The sequence below is a fragment of the Rahnella sp. JUb53 genome, from assembly GCF_004346065.1.
In the GTDB taxonomy this organism is placed as follows: domain Bacteria; phylum Pseudomonadota; class Gammaproteobacteria; order Enterobacterales; family Enterobacteriaceae; genus Rahnella; species Rahnella variigena.
This window is the reverse complement of record NZ_SLYT01000003.1, coordinates 549,671-569,538: the sequence shown is the minus strand read 5'-3', so window position 1 is coordinate 569,538 and position 19,868 is coordinate 549,671. Positions and strand designations below refer to the sequence as shown.

At 52.0% G+C, this 19,868-nt stretch carries 19 protein-coding genes; all 19 read right to left on the bottom strand.

The window, feature by feature from the left end; all coding sequences use genetic code 11:
* Nucleotides 1-11: 11 nt before the first annotated feature.
* The 19 genes from cpoB to sdhC all read right to left on the bottom strand — a co-directional run bounded on the left by cpoB (nucleotide 12) and on the right by sdhC (nucleotide 19,529).
* A complete protein-coding gene (gene cpoB / locus EC840_RS10395) occupies nucleotides 12-803 on the bottom strand; it encodes a cell division protein CpoB (RefSeq protein WP_112289188.1) in 792 nt (263 codons plus the stop codon).
* 9 nt (nucleotides 804-812) lie between these two features.
* Nucleotides 813-1,325, bottom strand: coding sequence for a peptidoglycan-associated lipoprotein Pal (gene pal, locus EC840_RS10390; protein WP_013576426.1), 513 nt, complete (start codon nucleotides 1,323-1,325; stop codon nucleotides 813-815).
* Nucleotides 1,326-1,372: 47 nt separating this feature from the next.
* Nucleotides 1,373-2,665, bottom strand: a complete 1,293-nt coding sequence (tolB, locus tag EC840_RS10385) for a Tol-Pal system beta propeller repeat protein TolB (RefSeq protein ID WP_112289187.1) — start codon at nucleotides 2,663-2,665, stop codon at nucleotides 1,373-1,375.
* A gap of 130 nt (nucleotides 2,666-2,795) precedes the next feature.
* Complete coding sequence (gene tolA / locus EC840_RS10380; protein ID WP_120160393.1) at nucleotides 2,796-4,028, bottom strand: cell envelope integrity protein TolA; 1,233 nt, start codon at nucleotides 4,026-4,028, stop codon at nucleotides 2,796-2,798.
* A gap of 113 nt (nucleotides 4,029-4,141) precedes the next feature.
* Entirely contained in the window at nucleotides 4,142-4,573 is a 432-nt protein-coding gene (tolR, locus tag EC840_RS10375) for a colicin uptake protein TolR (protein ID WP_013576429.1), read from the bottom strand.
* 11 nt (nucleotides 4,574-4,584) lie between these two features.
* Nucleotides 4,585-5,274, bottom strand: a complete 690-nt coding sequence (gene tolQ, locus EC840_RS10370) for a Tol-Pal system protein TolQ (protein ID WP_056771666.1) — start codon at nucleotides 5,272-5,274, stop codon at nucleotides 4,585-4,587.
* Nucleotides 5,271-5,675, bottom strand: coding sequence for a tol-pal system-associated acyl-CoA thioesterase (ybgC, locus tag EC840_RS10365; RefSeq protein WP_015698108.1), 405 nt, complete (start codon nucleotides 5,673-5,675; stop codon nucleotides 5,271-5,273). Before ybgC ends, tolQ begins: the two co-directional genes overlap by 4 nt.
* 149 nt (nucleotides 5,676-5,824) lie before the next feature.
* Complete coding sequence (gene ybgE, locus EC840_RS10360) at nucleotides 5,825-6,118, bottom strand: cyd operon protein YbgE (RefSeq protein ID WP_112289185.1); 294 nt, start codon at nucleotides 6,116-6,118, stop codon at nucleotides 5,825-5,827.
* A gap of 2 nt (nucleotides 6,119-6,120) precedes the next feature.
* On the bottom strand, nucleotides 6,121-6,234 hold the full coding sequence (gene cydX / locus EC840_RS10355) for a cytochrome bd-I oxidase subunit CydX (RefSeq protein ID WP_013576433.1): 114 nt from the start codon (nucleotides 6,232-6,234) through the stop codon (nucleotides 6,121-6,123).
* A gap of 10 nt (nucleotides 6,235-6,244) precedes the next feature.
* Nucleotides 6,245-7,384, bottom strand: coding sequence for a cytochrome d ubiquinol oxidase subunit II (gene cydB, locus EC840_RS10350; RefSeq protein ID WP_037037106.1), 1,140 nt, complete (start codon nucleotides 7,382-7,384; stop codon nucleotides 6,245-6,247).
* A gap of 14 nt (nucleotides 7,385-7,398) precedes the next feature.
* A complete protein-coding gene (gene cydA / locus EC840_RS10345; RefSeq protein WP_112289184.1) occupies nucleotides 7,399-8,967 on the bottom strand; it encodes a cytochrome ubiquinol oxidase subunit I in 1,569 nt (522 codons plus the stop codon).
* Between the two features lie 699 nt (nucleotides 8,968-9,666).
* Nucleotides 9,667-10,539, bottom strand: coding sequence for a succinate--CoA ligase subunit alpha (gene sucD / locus EC840_RS10340; protein WP_101077378.1), 873 nt, complete (start codon nucleotides 10,537-10,539; stop codon nucleotides 9,667-9,669).
* Nucleotides 10,539-11,705 (bottom strand): ADP-forming succinate--CoA ligase subunit beta, encoded by a 1,167-nt coding sequence (sucC, locus tag EC840_RS10335; RefSeq protein WP_113876027.1) that lies wholly within the window; start codon nucleotides 11,703-11,705, stop codon nucleotides 10,539-10,541. The genes sucD and sucC overlap by 1 nt, the downstream gene beginning before the upstream one ends.
* A 100-nt stretch (nucleotides 11,706-11,805) precedes the next feature.
* A complete protein-coding gene (gene odhB, locus EC840_RS10330) occupies nucleotides 11,806-13,035 on the bottom strand; it encodes a 2-oxoglutarate dehydrogenase complex dihydrolipoyllysine-residue succinyltransferase (protein ID WP_113876028.1) in 1,230 nt (409 codons plus the stop codon).
* Between the two features lie 45 nt (nucleotides 13,036-13,080).
* Nucleotides 13,081-15,888 carry a 2-oxoglutarate dehydrogenase E1 component gene (gene sucA, locus EC840_RS10325; RefSeq protein ID WP_095921204.1) on the bottom strand — a complete coding sequence of 936 codons (2,808 nt, stop codon included), beginning with the start codon at nucleotides 15,886-15,888 and terminating at the stop codon, nucleotides 13,081-13,083.
* A gap of 404 nt (nucleotides 15,889-16,292) precedes the next feature.
* Nucleotides 16,293-17,009, bottom strand: a complete 717-nt coding sequence (locus EC840_RS10320) for a succinate dehydrogenase iron-sulfur subunit (RefSeq protein ID WP_013576440.1) — start codon at nucleotides 17,007-17,009, stop codon at nucleotides 16,293-16,295.
* 19 nt (nucleotides 17,010-17,028) lie between these two features.
* Nucleotides 17,029-18,795 carry a succinate dehydrogenase flavoprotein subunit gene (sdhA, locus tag EC840_RS10315; protein ID WP_112289181.1) on the bottom strand — a complete coding sequence of 589 codons (1,767 nt, stop codon included), beginning with the start codon at nucleotides 18,793-18,795 and terminating at the stop codon, nucleotides 17,029-17,031.
* A gap of 3 nt (nucleotides 18,796-18,798) precedes the next feature.
* Nucleotides 18,799-19,146 carry a succinate dehydrogenase membrane anchor subunit gene (gene sdhD, locus EC840_RS10310; protein WP_095921202.1) on the bottom strand — a complete coding sequence of 116 codons (348 nt, stop codon included), beginning with the start codon at nucleotides 19,144-19,146 and terminating at the stop codon, nucleotides 18,799-18,801.
* Nucleotides 19,140-19,529 carry a succinate dehydrogenase cytochrome b556 subunit gene (gene sdhC / locus EC840_RS10305; RefSeq protein ID WP_015698116.1) on the bottom strand — a complete coding sequence of 130 codons (390 nt, stop codon included), beginning with the start codon at nucleotides 19,527-19,529 and terminating at the stop codon, nucleotides 19,140-19,142. The genes sdhD and sdhC overlap by 7 nt, the downstream gene beginning before the upstream one ends.
* Nucleotides 19,530-19,868 lie beyond the last annotated feature (339 nt).

The following is a 19,868-nucleotide window of genomic DNA, read 5'->3' as shown; positions in this document are numbered from 1 at the left end:
TGAATGAGGAACTACTTTGCAGATAAACGTTTTTGAGCTTGTTTTGCCGCATCGGTATTTGGGTACTGTTTTACAACCTGCGTGAAGACGGCTTTGGCTTTATCAGCCTGACCTTTCTCCTGCATGATCACCCCAACCTTAAACATCGCGTCAGAACTTTTTGGAGACTTAGGGTAATTTTTGACCACAACTGCAAAATAATACGCAGCGTCGTCTTTTTTACCTTTGTTGTAATACAACTGTCCTAACCAGTAGTTGGCGTTAGGCTGATAAGTTGAATCAGGATATTTTTTGACGAAACTCTGAAAGGCAGCAATTGCCTCATCATACTGTTTCTTTTCCAGCGCCAGTGAAACCGCAGCATTGTAATCGCTGTTCACGTCACCGGTGCTTGCAGGCGCTTGTGCAGCACCCGCGTCCGGCGTTGCGGCAGCAGAACCGGCTGCGTCACCTGTGGCTGCTGCAGCGCCCGTACTGGCGGCTCCGGCATTGCCCTGGCTTAAGCTGTCCAGTTGATTAAAAATTTGCTTCTGGCGATCACCAAGCTGACTCAACTGATACTGGTTCTCCTGGATTTGACCACGAAGAGTATCCATATCACGTTGGGTATCAGAAAGTTGTTGCTGGAGTTGAGTTAATAGCTGGCTGTGAGCGTTAGAAATACGCTCCAGAGAGGTGACCCGATCTTCAATCGAGCCTGAGCCGACATTACTGATTGGCGCTTGGGCAGTAGCGGCCCATGGGACCGCTACGCCAACCAGTAACGACAGACTCAACAAGTGAGTTCTGAAGTTACTGCTCATACTATTCTCTTAGTATACCAGTACTGCACGACGGTTTTTAGCGTATGCCGCTTCGTCATGGCCCAGTACAGCTGGTTTTTCTTTACCGTAAGAAACGATAGAGATTTGGTCAGCAGAAACGCCTTTGCCTTGCAGGTACATTTTAACAGCAGTAGCACGACGTTCGCCCAGGGCGATGTTGTACTCTGGCGTACCACGTTCGTCAGCATGACCTTCTACAGTCACTTTGTAAGACGGGTTGCTACGCAGGAATGCTGCGTGCGCGTCTAACATCTGAGCGAATTCAGAAGACACATCGTATTTGTCCAGGCCAAAGTAAACGATGTTGTTTTTCTGCAGTTCTTGCATCTGCAGACGAGCTTGCTCTTCTGAAGACATGTTTGCGTTTTCAGTGCCTGCGCCAGAGTTCAGACCCATACCATTAGATTGGTCGTTGTCTGCGTTCTTGTGAGAACTACAAGCAGCTACAGCCAGTACAGGCAACGCCAGCATCAGCCCTTTCAGCACTTTATTCAGTTGCATCTATTCGATCCTTTTATAATTTTTTGCCATACATAGTTTTCTATGCATTACAGATACGGCGACCAGGCAGGGAATTTGACCTGTCCATCAGTTGCCGGAAGACGCGCTTTGAAGCGCCCATCAGTCGATACCAACTGCAATACGGAACCCAGGCCCTGTGAAGAGCTGTAAATTACCATGGTGCCGTTTGGTGCGAGGCTAGGCGTTTCATCCAGGAACGTGTCCGTCAATGTTTGAACGGCTCCCGTTGCCAGATCTTGTTTAGCGATGTGCTGTGTACCGCTGGCGCTGCTCACCATCACCAGGAACTTACCATCTGCACTTACGTCAGAGTCCTGGTTCTGCGAGCCTTCCCAGGTCAGACGCTGAGGCGCACCGCCATTAATATTGACTTTATAAACTTGCGGACGACCACCCTGATCCGATGTGAACGCCAGATTCTGGCTGTCCGGGAACCAGGTTGGTTCAGTGTTGTTGCTGCGTCCGTTTGTCACCTGGCTAATCTGACCAGAAGACAGATTCATTACATACAGGTTCAGGCTGCCGTCTTTAGACAGAGCGAAAGCCAGTTTGCTGCCATCAGGTGAGAACGCCGGTGCACCGTTGTGACGCGGGAATGAAGCAATCTGTTTGATCGCGCCATTAGCCAGAGTCTGAACAACCAGTGCTGAACGACCGCTTTCAAACGTGACGTACGCCAGTTTGCTGCCATCCGGCGACCAGGCCGGAGACATCAGTGGCTCTGGTGAACGGTGAACCACGAACTGGTTGTAACCGTCATAATCCGCTACGCGCAGTTCATACGGGAATTTACCGCCGTTGGTCTGCACGATATAAGCGATACGGGTACGGAATGCGCCTTTTACACCGGTCAGCTTTTCGAAAACTTCGTCACTGGCGGTATGGGCGGAATAACGTAACCACTGTTTGGTCACTTTGTACTGGTTTTGTGCCAGCACGGTACCTGGTGCGCCAGAGGTATCAACCAGCTGGTAAGACACCACGTAGCTGCCATCGGCTGCAGGCTGAACCTGACCGATAACAACCGCATCAATGCCCAGCGCAGTCCATGCAGCAGGAGTCACTTCTGCGGCAGAGGTCGGCTGTTGTGGCATACGTGATGCATCAATAGGATTGAACTTGCCGCTGTTACGTAAGTCAGCTGCAACGATACCACCCACATCTTCAGGTGGTGTACCCGGGCCAGCCCATTTGAATGGCACAACGCCAATCGGGCGAGCTGTATCTACCCCTTGGGTAATTTCAATGCGAACTTCTGCATGAACCACAGATGCCCACATCATCAAAAGGCCGAACGCTACTCGAAATGCCTGCTTCATTGTATCTCCCTTATCTGGACGTATCTGCCCGCGATAATTTAGCAGAATTTTAACAAACCAACGCATACAAAACTAGAATTACACCCTGCAATCTATCGTAAAATTCTGAAAAGAAATTATTTTCGTCTTTCTACGGTTTAAAATCTATCGGAGCATTTTTAAAGACTTCATAGACTGCTTCAGAAGGTGGTTTCGGGAACTTCGCCTGTCGGGCTGCGGCAAGCGCTGCCTGACAAAGTGCAGGATCCCCACCTTCCGCCGACACGCTGATAAGCGAGCCATCCGGGTTCATTTTAACGCGCAACGAACAAGTTTTACCCGCATACGATGACGCGTCATAGAATCTGCTCTCGATAGCTGCCTTAATCTGGCTGCCATAGTTAGCAATATCGGCACCTGATGCGCCTGCCTTTTTCTGAGTCCCCTTCCCTGCCGGAGCAGAAGCGCCGCCACCTGTTGCGCCTTTCGGTGCATTTTTGGAGTCAGCAAGACCATCAAATAAGTTATTCGCATCAGCTGCTTCTTTCGCAGCGGCGGCAGCGGCAGCTTTTTTATCGGCTGCGGCTTTCTTCGCTGCAGCTGCAGCTTCTGCTTTTTTCTCAGCGGCAGCAGCGGCTTTGGCATCAGCAGCCGCTTTCGCATCCGCTTCAGCCTGGGCTTTTGCATCTGCAGCGGCCTGCGCTTTAGCTTCTGCAGCAGCTTGTTTCTTCGCTTCTGCAGCCGCTTCTTTCTTCGCGTCAGCTTCTGCTTGTTTCTTCGCAGCGGCAGCAGCGGCGGTTGCTTCGGCCTCTGCTTTTTTCTGAGCATCAGCAGCAGCTTTTTTCTGGGCGTCTGCTTGTGCTTTAGCCGCTTCTTTCGCGGCATCCGCTTTGGCCTGTGCCGCCGCTTTTGCTGCTTCGGCTTTCGCTTGTGCAGCGGCAGCTTCAGCCTGCTTCTGTTGTTCTTTCGCCTGTTCAGCGGCTTGCTCAGCTTGTTTTTGCTGCTGAGCCTGTTCCTGAGCCTGCTGCTTCGCATCCTGCTGCGCTTGCAGACGCTCTTTTTCAAGTTCTTTCAGGCGCTGTTGTTCGGCGGCCTGTTTCTGCTGAAGCTCTTCAGCCTGTTGCTCTGATTTTTTCTGACGCGCTGCAGCAGCGCGTTGGGAATCAGCCTGTTGCTGTTGCTGACGGTTGTACTGATCGACCACGGCACTGGGATCAACCATTACGGCAGAGATATCGCTGCCGCCACCGCCACCACTCATGCTGGTATCTTCGTCCAGCGATCCCAAAATCAGCAGGCCTATAATGATGATATGCAGAACGACCGAAACAATAACGGCGCGTTTGAGCTTATCGTTTTGTTCAGTTGCAGTTGCCTTTACCAAAATAGATTTCCCAAGACAGGATTACTAAAAACCCGGTTTCCTGTATTGCCTGTCATACTTTTAACAAGCCAGAGAATGCCGGGTTTCAAATAAGTGTTACAAATTACCTATCCTCAGATAGGTTGTGTCATCAATCCGACAGACTTCACGCCAGCCTGATGCAGCATATTCAGCGCCTTAATGATCTCATCATAAGGTACATCTTTTGCGCCGCCGATCAGAAATACCGTCTTCGGATTGGCCTGGATTCGGCTGGTCGCTTCCGCGATAACCTGCTGTTCAGGCAATTGTTCCATACGCTGATGATCCACCACTATGGTGTACTGACCCACGCCGGAGACTTCCACAATCACTGGCGGGTTATCATCGCTGGATACCGTTTTGGAATCCGTCGCGTCTGGCAGATCCACTTCCACGCTCTGGGTAATGATGGGAGCTGTTGCCATAAAAATCAGTAACAGAACCAGCAGTACGTCCAGCAGCGGAACAATGTTGATCTCCGACTTACCTTCGCGACGGTTACGACGACCTCGTGAACGAGCCATACTCTCCCCCTTTAGTTACTGCTGGTTTCGCGAGAGAAAGCCTGACGGTGCAGGATGGCCGTAAATTCTTCCATGAAGTTATCGTAGTTTTGCTCAAGCTTGTTCACACGCTGGTTCAGGCGGTTATACGCCATCACCGCAGGGATAGCAGCAAACAAACCAATCGCGGTGGCGATCAGTGCTTCTGCGATACCCGGCGCAACCATTTGCAGGGTAGCTTGTTTTACAGAACCTAAGCCGATAAAGGCGTGCATGATCCCCCAGACCGTACCGAACAGGCCGATATACGGGCTGATGGAACCGACGGTACCAAGGAAAGGAATGTGCATTTCAAGAGATTCGAGTTCACGGTTAAAGGAAATACGCATCGCACGTGAAGAGCCTTCAATCACCGACTCAGGCGCATGGCTGTTGGCACGATGAAGACGCGCAAACTCTTTAAAACCGGAATGGAAGATTTGCTCTGCCCCGCTCAGGGTTTCGCGACGGCCCTGGCTTTCCTGATACAAACGGGAAAGCTCAATACCGGACCAGAATTTATCTTCAAATGCTTCTGCCTCACGGGTGGCGGCATTCAGCACTTTCGTGCGTTGAATGATGATCGCCCAGGACGCGACAGAGAAGCACACCAGGATAAGCATAATCAGCTTAACCAGGATGCTGGCCTTTAAAAATAAATCAAGCATGTTCATGTCAGTCACTGCTTAAACTCCGCGACAATAGACTTAGGAAGCGCACGTGGCTTCATTTGGTGTGGATCAATGCACGCAATCAACACTTCTGCAGAACTCAGAAGGTTTCCATGCGAATCAAGAATTCGTTGTGCAAAAGTAAGAGAAGCTCCGCGAATGGACGTAATCTCACTCTGAACATCCAGCAGGTCATCTAGGCGAGCTGGTGCAAAGTATTCGACAGTCATGCGGCGGACAGCAAAAGCGACATGTTCTCCCAGCAGTTGTTGCTGGTGAAAATTGCGTTGGCGCAACATCTCTGTGCGAGCCCTTTCATAAAAGGCGACGTATCGGGCATGGTAGACCACACCTCCCGCGTCTGTGTCTTCAAAGTAGACACGAACCGGCCATCGGAACAACGAATTACTCACTCTACATCCCGTAATGCAATTTGACGGCACTACTATACTCAAGTGAGTTGGGGTTGGGAATGGGTTGCATTGCTGGAACGAAAATAATTATGGGCCAGAGCGGCCCATAGGACGATTACTGTAAATTTGTCTTTTATTTCAGCAAAGAATCAGCTGAAAAAGTAAAAAAGTCCTGCGGCCAGCGCAATCATGGCAAGTATCGGAGAGAAGAATGCCTTCCATACCGATTTATGCGGACGAAAGCCAAGGCCGTGGATCACACCGGCACAGACTGCCCATATCAGAATGATGCCGTGCCAGACTTCCAGCTGGCTGGTTGACGAGGCAAACAGGCCCGGTTTCCAGAATACGCATCCGGCAAGCACCAGTGACATCACAAGCGAAAGGGCCCGCAAGGGGCCCTTGTCTGTGATGGCGTAGAGTTTATCCACGATCACACTCATTATTACTTCTCTTCTTTAGCCGCTTTATTGGCTTCGCTGTGTTCAAACGCCAGCGCGGTAATAATACCGAATGAGCAAGCCAGTAAGGTGCCGAGGATCCAGGCAAAATACCACATGGTGTTCTCCTTAATACAACGAATGCTTGTTGTTCTCGATGTAGTGTTTATCGAGGCGACCGAACATCTTGTAATACGCCCATGAGGTGTAAATCAGGATGATTGGTACAAAGATACAGGCAACAACGGTCATCACTCTGAGCGTCAGCAAGGTGGATGTCGCATCCCACATGGTCAGGCTGGCGTTCGGCTCAGTGATTGACGGCATCACGAACGGGAACATAGTGATACCCGCAGTCAGGATCACACAGGCGATAGTCAGTGAGTTACTGATGAATGCCAGCGCAGCTTTGTTCATGCGTGAGAACAAAATGGTCAGCAGCGGCAGAATCACACCCAGTGCAGGGATCGCCCACAGGCCCGGAGTCTTGTTGAAGTTAGCCAGCCATGCACCGGCTTCATGAGACACCGTTTTACGCAGCGGGTTAGACGGGCCGGCGTGATCCATAACAGACGTCACGGTGAAGCCATCAATCCCTTTCACTAACCAGATACCTGCCAGCAGGAAGCACACCATCATCACCAGTGCAGAAATCTGCGACGCGGTGCGGGTACGCAGGTGCAGTTCACCCACAGTACGCATTTGCAGATAGGTGGCACCTTGCGTGATAAGCATGGTCAGGCTGACCAGACCGGCCAGAATACCGTACGGGTTCAGCAGGCCAAACAGGTTACCGGTGTAGAACAGACGCAGGTCGCTGTCGATATGGAACGGAACACCCAGCAGCAGGTTACCGAACGCCACACCGAACACCAGTGCAGGGACGAAACTGCCGATAAAGATGCCCCAGTCCCACATGCCACGCCAGCGCGGGCTCTCGAGTTTTGAACGATAGTCAAAGCCCAGCGGACGGAAGAACAAGGCGCACAGCACCAGCACCATCGCGGCGTAGAAGCCGGAGAATGCCGCGGCGTAAACCATCGGCCATGCTGCAAACAATGCACCACCGGCGGTGATCAGCCAGACCTGGTTACCGTCCCAGTGCGGGGCGATGGCGTTGATCATCACGCGGCGGTCAGTATCGGTTTTACCGATAATACGCACCAGAATGCCCACGCCCATATCAAATCCATCGGTGACTGCGAAGCCGATAAACAGCACGCCAATCAGCACCCACCAGATGAACCGTAAAACTTCATAATCAAACATAAGTGGACTCCCTATTACCGAGCTTGCTCAAGTGGCGCTGAAGTTTGTTCATAATGATAACGGCCAGTTTTCAGGCTGCTTGGGCCCAGGCGCGCATATTTGAACATCAGGAACATTTCAGCGATCAGGAACAGGGTGTACAGGCCACAGATGAGGATCATCGAGGAGAGTACATCACCCACAGTCAGTGAAGAGTGCGCAACCGCAGTCGGTAACACTTCACCAATCGCCCAAGGCTGACGGCCATATTCGGCCACGAACCAGCCCGCTTCGACAGCAATCCACGGCAATGGCAGGCCGATGAATACCGCGCGGTGTAACCAGCGTTTCTGACCAATCTTTCCGCGCAATACGGTGTAGAAGGACAGCGCAATCAGCACGAACATCAGGATGCCGCAGGCAACCATGATACGGAATGCGAAGTAAAGCGGCAGAACGCGCGGGATAGAATCTTTGGTCGCTTTCTGAATTTGTGCGTCAGTCGCACCCGCCGGGTTGTCGGTATAGCGTTTCAGCAACATACCGTAGCCCAGATCCTGCTTAGCATTTTCGAAATCGCTGCGTACTTTCGGGTCAGTGTTGCCCGAACGCAGTTCTTCCAGCAGGGTGTAGGCTTTCATACCATTGCGGATACGCACTTCGTGTTGCGCCATCAGGTCTTTCAGACCGGTGACCGGCGTATCAACAGAACGCGTGGCAATCAGGCCGAGCAAATATGGGATCTGAATAGAATATTCGTTCTCCATTTTGTCCTGGTTAGGCATACCAAACAGCGTGAAGCTGGCCGGTGCAGGTTGGGTATCCCACTCTGCTTCGATAGCTGCCAGTTTGGTTTTCTGCACGTCACCCATTTCATAACCGGATTCATCACCCAGCACGATAACGGAAAGTACGGCAGCCAGACCAAAGCTTGCAGCAATCGCAAATGAGCGTTTCGCGAAACCGATGTCACGACCTTTAAGCAGGTAGTAAGAGCTGATAGCCAGGATGAACATCGCGCCAGTCACATAACCAGACGCTACGGTGTGAACGAATTTAACCTGCGCAACCGGGTTCAGGACCAGCTCAGAGAAGCTGACCATTTCCATACGCATAGTTTCGTAGTTGAAGGTGGACGCAATCGGGTTTTGCATCCAGCCGTTCGCCACCAGGATCCACAAGGCGGACAAGTTTGAGCCAAGCGCCACAAACCAGGTCACTGTCATGTGTTGAACTTTAGAGAGACGATCCCAACCGAAGAAGAACAGGCCGACTAAAGTGGATTCCAGGAAGAACGCCATCAAACCTTCGATCGCCAGAGGCGCCCCGAAGATATCACCGACGTAATGTGAGAAATATGACCAGTTAGTACCGAACTGGAATTCCATGGTTAAACCGGTTGCAACGCCCAGTGCAAAGTTAATTGCAAAGAGTTTGCCCCAGAATTTGGTCATATCTTTATAGATTTGTTTGCCGGAAAGCACATAAACCGTTTCCATAATTGCCAGTAAAAACGCCATACCCAGCGTTAATGGGACAAATAGGAAATGGTACATGGCTGTTAAAGCAAACTGTAAACGCGACAGTTCAACGATATCAAACATCTTGACCCCTTGCTCCTCGGAGGAAGACCCCAAATTGCGATCTTTGACGAACCGGTTGCCGGAACGCCTCTTGACTACCAATATTCAAATGTGTGTAGAACAGAAATGCCCGCGGCAGGCACTCTGAACCCGGAAAGCGCACGGTCAGTAAGCCTCTAAGAGGCTGATGAGCAGGCGAAATCACGGGGAAAAGTGAACATACAAAAAACTGATGTTACAGGACCAATATGTTACGCCAGTAATCCCACACATTAAATAGGTTTTTTAGTGACCCAAAGCGGATTTCCGTGTACAGGTCAATTTAAGAACAAAACAGTGAAAATCGCTGTAATTGATCTGCCGCAATTTAAGCCTATCTCCTTGTTTATTTCTATATTACCCACATCAATTTCTGAAAAAATATTTCAGGATGTTAATCATTGGTTTCATTGGGCTTTAAGGGTGGACTTAATGTTAATTAATTGTACTTATATGGTTGTCATTAATATCTATTTTGCTACCTGTTGAAACCTAATTATTAACCTTTTATTTCCAATGAACCTATCGTGCTGTGTTAATAAATATAGCTCAATTCAGCGAATGTTAAATATTTCGCTTAAAATAAAAAAGGCCACCCGAAGGCGGCCAACATGTCGAATCAGTTTCTTAAATAAATCGACTTACATCGCACCGGATTTTTTCCGGCGCGACGGGTATTACTTATTGCGGCAGGACAGATTTCACGGCTTCGCCGATATCAGCCAGGCTGCGAACGGTTTTAACGCCGGCCGCTTCCAGTGCTGCAAATTTCTCGTCTGCAGTGCCTTTACCACCGGCAATGATGGCACCTGCGTGGCCCATACGCTTGCCTTTAGGCGCAGTCACACCGGCGATGTAGCCCACAACCGGTTTAGTCACGTGTGCTTTGATGTACGCAGCAGCTTCTTCTTCTGCGTTACCACCGATTTCACCGATCATGACGATCACTTCAGTCTGTGGATCTTCCTGGAACAGCTTCAGAATATCAATGAAGTTAGAGCCTGGGATCGGGTCACCGCCGATGCCGACGCAGGTAGACTGGCCGTAACCGTAATCAGTCGTCTGTTTAACCGCTTCATAGGTCAGTGTACCGGAGCGGGAAACGATGCCCACTTTGCCTGGCAGGTGAATATGGCCAGGCATGATGCCGATTTTGCATTCGCCAGGAGTGATAACGCCCGGGCAGTTTGGTCCGATCATCACGGCATCGCTCTGATCCAGTTTCACTTTAACCACCAGCATATCCAGCGTCGGGATGCCTTCAGTGATACAGATGATCAGTTTGATACCTGCATCCAGCGCTTCCAGAATGGAGTCTTTGCAGAACGGAGCCGGAACATAAATTACAGACGCCGTTGCGCCGGTAGTTTCTACCGCTTCACGCACGGTGTTGAACACGGGCAGACCCAGGTGCTCGGTGCCGCCTTTGCCTGGCGTAACGCCGCCAACCATTTTGGTGCCGTAAGCGATGGCTTGTTCGGAGTGGAAAGTCCCCTGGCTACCGGTGAAACCCTGGCAGATAACTTTGGTATTCTTGTTGATTAAAATCGACATTATTTCCCCTCCACTGCCGCGACAACTTGTTGAGCCGCATTCGTCAGGCTGGTCGCTGCAATGATGTTCAAACCGCTGTCTGCCAGTTTTTTGGCACCCAGCTCTGCATTGTTACCTTCAAGACGTACCACAACCGGTACGCTGACGCCCACTTCTTCCACCGCGCCGATGATACCGTCGGCGATCAGGTCGCAACGTACGATACCGCCGAAGATGTTAACGAAGACGGCTTTCACTTTTTCATCAGACAGAATGATTTTGAAGGCTTCAGTCACGCGTTCTTTGGTTGCACCACCGCCAACATCCAGGAAGTTAGCCGGTTCGCCACCGTGCAGTTTCACGATGTCCATGGTACCCATTGCCAGACCGGCACCGTTCACCATGCAACCGATGTTGCCGTCGAGGGCAACGTAGTTCAGTTCCCACTGCGCTGCCTGTGATTCACGGGCATCTTCCTGGCTGTAATCGCGCATTTCGCGCAATTCTGGCTGACGGAACAAGGCGTTGCCGTCCGCACCCAGTTTGCCGTCGAGGCAGATCAGGTCGCCAGCGGTAGTCACCACCAGCGGGTTGATTTCGATCAGCGCAAGGTCGCGCTCAAGGAAGATGTTCGCCAGACCCATGAAGATCTTAGTGAACTGCTGAACCTGCTTACCGGTCAGACCCAGTTTGAAAGCCAGTTCGCGACCCTGGTAAGGCTGCGGACCTGCCAGCGGATCCAGTGCCACTTTATGGATCAGGTGTGGCGTTTCTTCTGCCACTTTCTCAATTTCCACGCCGCCTTCGGTAGAGGCCATGAACACCACACGACGGGAGCTGCGATCAACTACCGCACCGAGGTACAGTTCCTGATCGATATCCGTTGCCGCTTCAACCAGGATCTGGTTAACCGGCTGACCGCTGGCGTCTGTCTGGTAAGTCACCAGACGTTTACCCAGCCAGTGCTCAGCAAAAGCGCGAATTTCTTCTTTGCTTTTAACCACTTTCACGCCGCCCGCTTTACCGCGGCCACCGGCATGAACTTGACATTTCACCACCCACGGACCGGCACCGATTTTCGATGCAGCCTCTTCCGCTTCACGCGGGGTGGAACAGGCGAAGCCTGATGGTGCTGGCAGGCCGTAGCGCAGGAACAGCTGTTTCGCCTGATACTCGTGTAAATTCATGATGTTCTATCCATTCTTATTCGGTAAGTAGGAAGGCTTATCAGGGCACAGCGAACTGTGCCGCAGATTTTTCGATCTCTAATCTTTCGCTGCGCCGGGACTAGACGTCCAGCAGCAGACGAGCCGGATCTTCCAGCATTTCTTTGATGGTCACCAGGAAGCCGACCGATTCACGGCCATCCACCAGGCGGTGATCATAGGACAGTGCCAGATACATCATTGGCAGAATCACTACCTGACCATTAACCGCCATAGGACGATCTTTAATGGCATGCATGCCGAGGATCGCACTCTGTGGTGGGTTGATGATTGGCGTGGACATCAGGGAGCCGAAGACGCCGCCGTTGGTCACGGTAAAGTTACCGCCGGTCAGTTCTTCCACTTTCAGTTTGCCGTCACGACCTTTGATCGCCAGCTCTTTGATTTGCTTCTCGATATCAGCCATGCCCAGCGTATCTACGTCACGCAGAACTGGCGTGACCAGACCACGTGGAGTCGATACTGCAATGCTGACGTCGAAATAGTTGTGGTAAACCACATCTTCGCCATCAATAGACGCGTTCACTTCCGGATAGCGTTTCAGCGCTTCAACCACGGCTTTCAGATAGAAAGACATGAAGCCCAGACGCACGCCGTGACGTTTTTCGAAACCATCACCGTACTGCTTACGCAGATCCATGATTGGCTTCATGTTGATTTCGTTGAAGGTGGTCAGCATCGCAGTGCTGTTTTTCGCTTCAAGCAGACGCTCAGCCACGCGCTTACGCAGACGGGTCATCGGCACACGTTTTTCGCTACGTGAACCCAGAGCAGGAGCGGCGCTGGAAGCTGCCGGAGCGGCGGCTGGCGCGGCTGCCGGTTTAGCGTCTTTGGCTTTCGCCAGATGCTGTTCGATATCTTCACGAGTCAGACGACCGCCGACACCGCTGCCTTTGATGGCGCTGGCATCCAGAGAATGTTCAGCAATCAGGCGGCGGATAGCCGGGCTGAGTGCGTCATTGTTCTCTTCTTCCAGTGCTGCTGTGTGGCGTGCCGCAGGAGTCGCTTCTTTTTCGGAGCTTTTCTCAGTGCTTGGCTTACCGGAGCTGTTGCCCGGACGGATACGCGCCAGGATCTGGCGGGAAATCACGGTAGCGCCTTCGTCTTCGATGATGCTGTCCAGAATACCGGCTTCACTTGCTGGCACTTCCAGAACCACTTTATCGGTTTCAATTTCTACCAGTACATCGTCACGCTCAACACTGTCGCCCGGTTTTTTGTGCCAGGTGGCAACCGTCGCATCCGCAACGGATTCAGGAAGGTCAGGGACCAGAATATCTACGCTACTCATTATAAATCCTTCTTATGTTCCATAGTGTTAACTCACGCCAACGCGTTATTTAACGTTAAGCGCATCGTTAACCAGATCTTGCTGTTGCTTCTGGTGAACGGACATGTAGCCGACTGCCGGGGAAGCAGAGGCCGGACGTCCTGCGTAACGTAAAGAAGCCCCGAAAGGAATCACTTCACGGAAATTGTGCTGGCTGCAATACCACGCGCCCTGGTTCAGCGGCTCTTCCTGACACCAGACGAAGTCATGAACGTGTGAGAATTTCTCAAGCACTTCCTGAATCGCTTTGTGCGGGAACGGATACAGCTGCTCGATGCGGACAATCGCCACATCGGTTTGCTCGTTTTTGCGACGTTGTTCCAGCAGGTCGTAGTAAACCTTACCGGAGCACATCACCACGCGCTTAACCTGTTTTGGATCCAGTTCGTCAACTTCACCAATCGCTGGCAGGAAGCTGCCGTCGGCCAGTTCTTCCAGCGTAGAAACCGCCAGAGGATGACGCAACAGTGACTTCGGTGACATCACGATCAGGGGACGACGCATACCACGCAGTGCCTGACGACGGATCATGTGGTAAACCTGCGCCGGGGTAGACGGGATACACACCTGCATGTTTTGCTCAGCGCAAAGTTGCAGATAGCGTTCCAGACGCGCGGAGGAGTGCTCCGGCCCCTGCCCTTCGTAGCCGTGCGGCAGCAGCATCACCAGACCACACATGCGGCCCCATTTCTGTTCGCCGGAACTGATGAACTGGTCGATAACTACCTGCGCACCGTTGGCGAAGTCACCGAACTGCGCTTCCCAGATGGTCAGGGTGCGCGGTTCTGCAGTCGCATAACCGTATTCAAACGCCAGTACCGCTTCTTCGGAAAGCACGGAATCCCAGACGTTGAACTCGCCCTGGCTGTTATGAATATTGGCCAGCGGCACGTACACGGAACCGTTTTTCTGATTGTGGATCACAGCATGACGGTGGAAGAAGGTGCCACGACCGGTATCTTCACCGGAAAGACGAATCGGAATGCCTTCGTCCACCAGCGTAGCGTACGCCAGATTTTCTGCGCCGCCCCAGTCGAATTTCTTATTACCCTCAGCCATCTCGTTACGGTCGCCGTAAATCTTGGCAACGCGTGACTGCATCTCAATCGCATCCGGCACATGGCTGACGCGACGCGCCAGTTCCTGCAGACGTTTCAGCTCAACCTTATTCGGGTATGGCTCGTCCCACTCATGATTCAGATACGGCGACCAGGTGAAAGTGTGCATGTCATTCTGACGCCACTCTTCCACTACGCACTCACCGGCATCCAGCGCATCACGGTACAGATTGACCATTTCCGTCGCATCTTCGAGGCTGGCAACATTCTGCTCAGTCAGGACATCTGCGTAGATTTTGCGTGGCGTCGGGTGTTTCTTGATCTTTGTGTACATCAGCGGCTGGGTTGCGCTAGGTTCGTCGGCCTCGTTATGGCCGTGGCGACGGTAGCAAACCAGGTCGATCATGACGTCACGTTTAAAGGTGTTACGGAAATCCAGTGCCAGACGGGTCACGAAAGCAACCGCTTCAGGATCATCTGCATTAACGTGGAAAATCGGTGCCTGCACCATTTTCGCGATATCAGTACAGTAATCGGTAGAACGCGCATCTTTCGGATTCGAGGTGGTGAAGCCCACCTGGTTATTGATGACGATACGCACGGTACCGCCCACTTCATAACCGCGTGCCAGCGACATGTTCAGGGTTTCCTGAACCACACCCTGACCGGTAATTGCCGCGTCACCGTGAATAGTGATTGGCAGAACCATGTTGCTGCGCGCTTCGTCCAGACGGTCACGACGGGCACGAACAGAACCGATGACAACCGGACTGACGATTTCCAGGTGCGACGGGTTAAACGCAAGCGCCAGGTGAACCATACCGCCTTCGGTTTCCACATCAGACGAATAGCCCATGTGGTATTTCACGTCACCGGTACCCAGGTGTTCTTTATGCTTACCGGAGAATTCGTCGAACAGATCCTGAGGTTTTTTCCCCAGCACGTTGATCAGCACGTTCAGACGACCGCGGTGCGCCATACCCAGCACCACTTCGCGGGTTCCGTTTTTGCCGGCATGACGGATCATGTCTTTGAGCATCGGAACCAGCGCATCGCCACCTTCGAGAGAGAAACGTTTTGCACCCGGGAATTTCGCACCCAGATAACGTTCCAGACCTTCAGCTGCGGTCAGTTCTTTCAGGAAGGTTTTCTTTTCATCATTGGTGAAATTCGCACGACCCGCCACGGATTCGATACGCTGCTGGATCCAGCGTTTCTCTTCGGTGTTGGTGATGTGCATGTATTCCGCACCAATGGATCCGCAATAGGTTTGCTTCAGGGCTTTATACAGCTCGCCGAGCTGCATGGTTTCCTTGCCAATGGCAAATGAACCGACGTTGAAGGTCTCCTGGAAATCAGCTTCTGTCAGATGATGGAACGCAGGATCCAGATCAGGTACATCGTCCAGTTTCCACAGGCCGAGGGGATCAAGGTTCGCGTTCTGATGGCCACGGAAGCGGAAGGCGTTGATTAACTGCAACACCTTGACTTGCTTGGCATCCGTTTCCGGATCGCTGATGGAGGAGTTATAACGTGACGCGTCTTTCGCCAGTCGGCGGAAGTAGTCTCGTGTTTGAGAATGGAGTTGCTCTGGTTTCACACCCACTGTTGGTAGCTGTTTAAAAATCGAACGCCAGCTATCGTCAACGGAACCAGGATCGGTTAAGTAGTCTTCATAGAGTTGTTCTATGTAAGACTGGTTCGCACCCGCCAGATAGGAGGAATCCAGCCAGGCCTTCATTGCGCCGTTCTGCATCGTGATCCCTTAAGCTTTGAAGCTTTAGTTTTCGCCGTGGTTAATAATATTGACCGTGATACACCGCGGTAAAACGGTTTTCCTTACTAAAACAGTTCGCTGGTTGAGCGTTTGGCTCTTCAAGGAACCTTCAAAAATCATCCATCTGGCTGAGTGATTTTTGAAGTTGCCCTGCTTTTACTTCCCGACTCTTTACTGCCCTTTTATCCCCTGATATTGACCCGGCTATCTTACTCCAGTCAGGCGCAACTTTGTTGCACTTGTTGCTACTTTGTTATTAAAAAATTACTTATTTGCTATCGTCGCCTCAGTTACCGCATTTGTAACTAAAGAAAGTGCAAAACCGGTGGTAACTAAATAACAGCGGGAACCTGAGTTCCCGCTGATTGCGTCACCTAAACCACTCAGGCACCACGCTGCAGAAGCATGGATTTGATGTGGCCGATCGCCTTGGTCGGGTTCAGCCCTTTCGGACACACACTCACACAGTTCATGATGCTGTGGCAGCGGAATACGCTGAAAGCATCGTTCAGATCGTCAAGACGCGATTGTGTTTCGGTATCGCGGCTGTCGATCAGGAAGCGGTAAGCGGCCAGAAGGCCAGCCGGACCGACAAATTTGTCCGGATTCCACCAGAACGAAGGACAGGATGTTGAGCAGCAGGCGCAGAGAATACATTCGTACAATCCGTCCAGCTTTTCACGGTCATCCGGCATCTGTAAATGTTCACGCGCCGGAGGATTCTTCCCATCATTCAACAGGTAAGGCTTAATCTTCTCATACTGCTTATAGAATTGTCCCATGTCCACAACAAGGTCGCGCACAACAGGCAAACCAGGTAACGGACGGATAACAATTTTCTTGCTTCCGTTACGCAACGTCGATACCGGCGTGATACACGCCAGACCGTTTTTACCGTTCATGTTCACGCCATCTGACCCGCAAACACCTTCACGGCATGAGCGGCGGAAAGCCAGCGTCGGATCCTGTTCTTTCAGCAAAATCAGCGCGTCAAGCAACATCATGTCGCGCCCTTCTTTAGCTTCCAGAACGTAATCCTTCATGTACGGAACGTCATCAACGTCCGGGTTGTAGCGATAAATCGAAAATTCAATTTTCATAATCTGTCTCCGCTCCGCCCTAGTAAGTACGCGCTTTCGGCGGGAACGCCGCGCGAAGCTTAGGCTGCATGTTCACCTCACGGCGGGTCATGCTTTCTGTTTCCGGCTGATACAGCGTATGGCACAACCAGTTCGCATCATCACGCTCAGGGAAGTCGAAGCGGCTGTGTGCGCCACGGCTTTCGGTGCGGTAGTTTGCGGAGACGGCAGTAGAGAACGCAGTTTCCATCAGGTTATCCAGCTCCAGACACTCGACGCGCTGGGTGTTGAATTCTGAGGAGGTATCATCCAGACGCGCTGATTTCAGACGCTCGCGGATCACTTTCAGTTCTTCCAGACCTTTCGCCATCGCATCACCTTCACGGAATACCGAGAAGTTGTTCTGCATGCACGATTGCAGGTCTTTACGGATTGCCACCGGATCTTCACCTGAACGGGTGTTGTTCCAGCGGTTCAGACGTTCCAGAGACACATCGATATCATCCTGAGACGCATCGCGGCTGTCGCCCTGCTCGGCAATGGATTCCTGCAGATGCATACCCGCTGCACGACCAAACACCACCAGATCCAGCAGTGAGTTACCACCAAGGCGGTTAGCGCCGTGAACCGATACGCAGGCGATTTCGCCGACCGCAAACAGCCCCGGGATCACTTCATCCTGACCCTGTGCATTCACTCGCAGCGCCTGACCGGTCACTTTGGTCGGAATACCGCCCATCATGTAGTGGCAGGTTGGGATAACAGGAATTGGCTCTTTCACCGGATCGACGTGTGCGAAGGTACGCGACAGTTCGAGAATACCCGGCAGGCGGGATTCCAGAACGTCTTTACCCAGATGATCAAGTTTCAGTTTGGCGTGCGGGCCCCACGGACCTTCACAGCCACGGCCTTCACGGATTTCGATCATGATGGAACGCGCCACCACGTCACGACCCGCCAGGTCTTTCGCATTCGGCGCATAACGTTCCATGAAACGCTCGCCGTCTTTATTAAGCAGATAACCGCCTTCACCACGACAGCCTTCTGTTACCAGAACCCCTGCACCGGCAATACCGGTCGGGTGGAACTGCCACATTTCCATATCCTGCACCGGCACGCCTGCACGCAGCGCCATGCCGACACCGTCACCGGTATTAATGTGGGCGTTGGTGGTGGACTGATAAATACGCCCTGCACCGCCGGTTGCCAGCACGGTAGCTTTGGCTTTGAAGTACACCACTTCACCGGTTTCGATACAGATAGCCGTACAGCCGACGATGGCGCCGTCCTGGTTTTTCACTAAATCCAGTGAATACCATTCGGAGAAAATCGTGGTGCCGTTCTTCAGGTTTTGCTGATACAGCGTGTGCAGCAAGGCGTGACCGGTACGGTCAGCGGCTGCTGCAGTACGTGCCGCCTGTTCGCCGCCGAAGTTCTTCGACTGGCCACCAAACGGACGCTGATAAATACGACCGTCTTCAAGACGGGAGAAAGGCAGCCCCATGTGCTCCAGTTCCAGAATCGCTTCCGGGCCGGTTTTACACATATATTCAATGGCGTCCTGGTCACCGATATAGTCGGAACCTTTTACGGTGTCGTACATGTGCCATTCCCAGTCATCCTCATGGGTGTTACCCAGCGCGACGGTGATACCGCCCTGCGCTGACACCGTATGGGAGCGGGTCGGGAAGACTTTTGAAATCAGGGCGCAAGACAGCCCCATTTGTGAAATTTGTAACGCGGCACGCATACCGGCGCCACCTGCACCGATAACGACAGCATCAAACTCTCTGACTGGCAGATTCATTTACTACGCTCCCCAAACAACAATTGTTCCGTAAAGTAGGTAAACCACTAATGTCACGACAATGGCCAGTTGCAGCACAAGCCGGACAGCTACCGGTTTCACATAGTCCGTTAACACCTGCCACATGCCGATCCACGCGTGGATCAGAATCGACAGCAGCGCCAGCAGTGTGAATACTTTGGTGATGGAGGAAGAGAAGAAGCCATGCCAGACATCAAATGTCAGTTCCTGAGCCAGAACCACGAAGCCCAGAATATAGAGGATGTACAGGGTGAGGATAATTGCGGAAGCACGCAGTAACAGCCAGTCGTGCACACCATTGCGCCCTAACGCAGAAACGTTGCTTACCATACGAGGACTCCAGCCAGAATTGACAGCACGACGGTCAGACCGATTGCCACCTGGGCAGAACGGGTACCGGCAGCCAAACTCTCTTCGATATAGCCAAAATCCATCAGCAAATGGCGGATGCCACCGCAAACGTGATAGGCCAGTGCAGTGAGTATTCCCCAAAAGATGAATTTGACGAAGAAGCTATTCATGATGGCGGCAGCATGTGCAAACCCTTCAGGAGAAGAGAGAGACAGGCCTAAAAGCCAGAGGAGGATACCGACGGCGACGAAGGTAATTACGCCAGAGACTCGGTGTAAGATGGACGCTATCGCAGTAACAGGAAACCGGATCGTTTGCAGATCCAGATTGACAGGTCTTTGTTTTTTCACGGTTTTGCCCACACAGCTCTTATTATTTTCCCTCCGGCCCGGAGCAGTATGTCAGACAGCACCCTTTCCTTCGTTCTTGTCGCTGTGGGTGCGTTGGCTGCGCGCGCTCACCCTAATCACTGACCTATGTCAGCTCATAGGGATTCGGTTGCTTGCCGTCTTCCCACAACACCAATAACTTTGGAAAGCTGAGCTAAAAGCTCATCAGTTTTCGCGCTCAAAGGACGACATCCAGTGTGCTTAAAAGGCGCGATAAACGTATTTTCGTAGCCGTAACGTAAAGGGCGAAGAAAATGGTGCTGGGTGCTCCTACTTCGGATTGTCCGGAGACCTTGTAGGAGTATAGGTTGA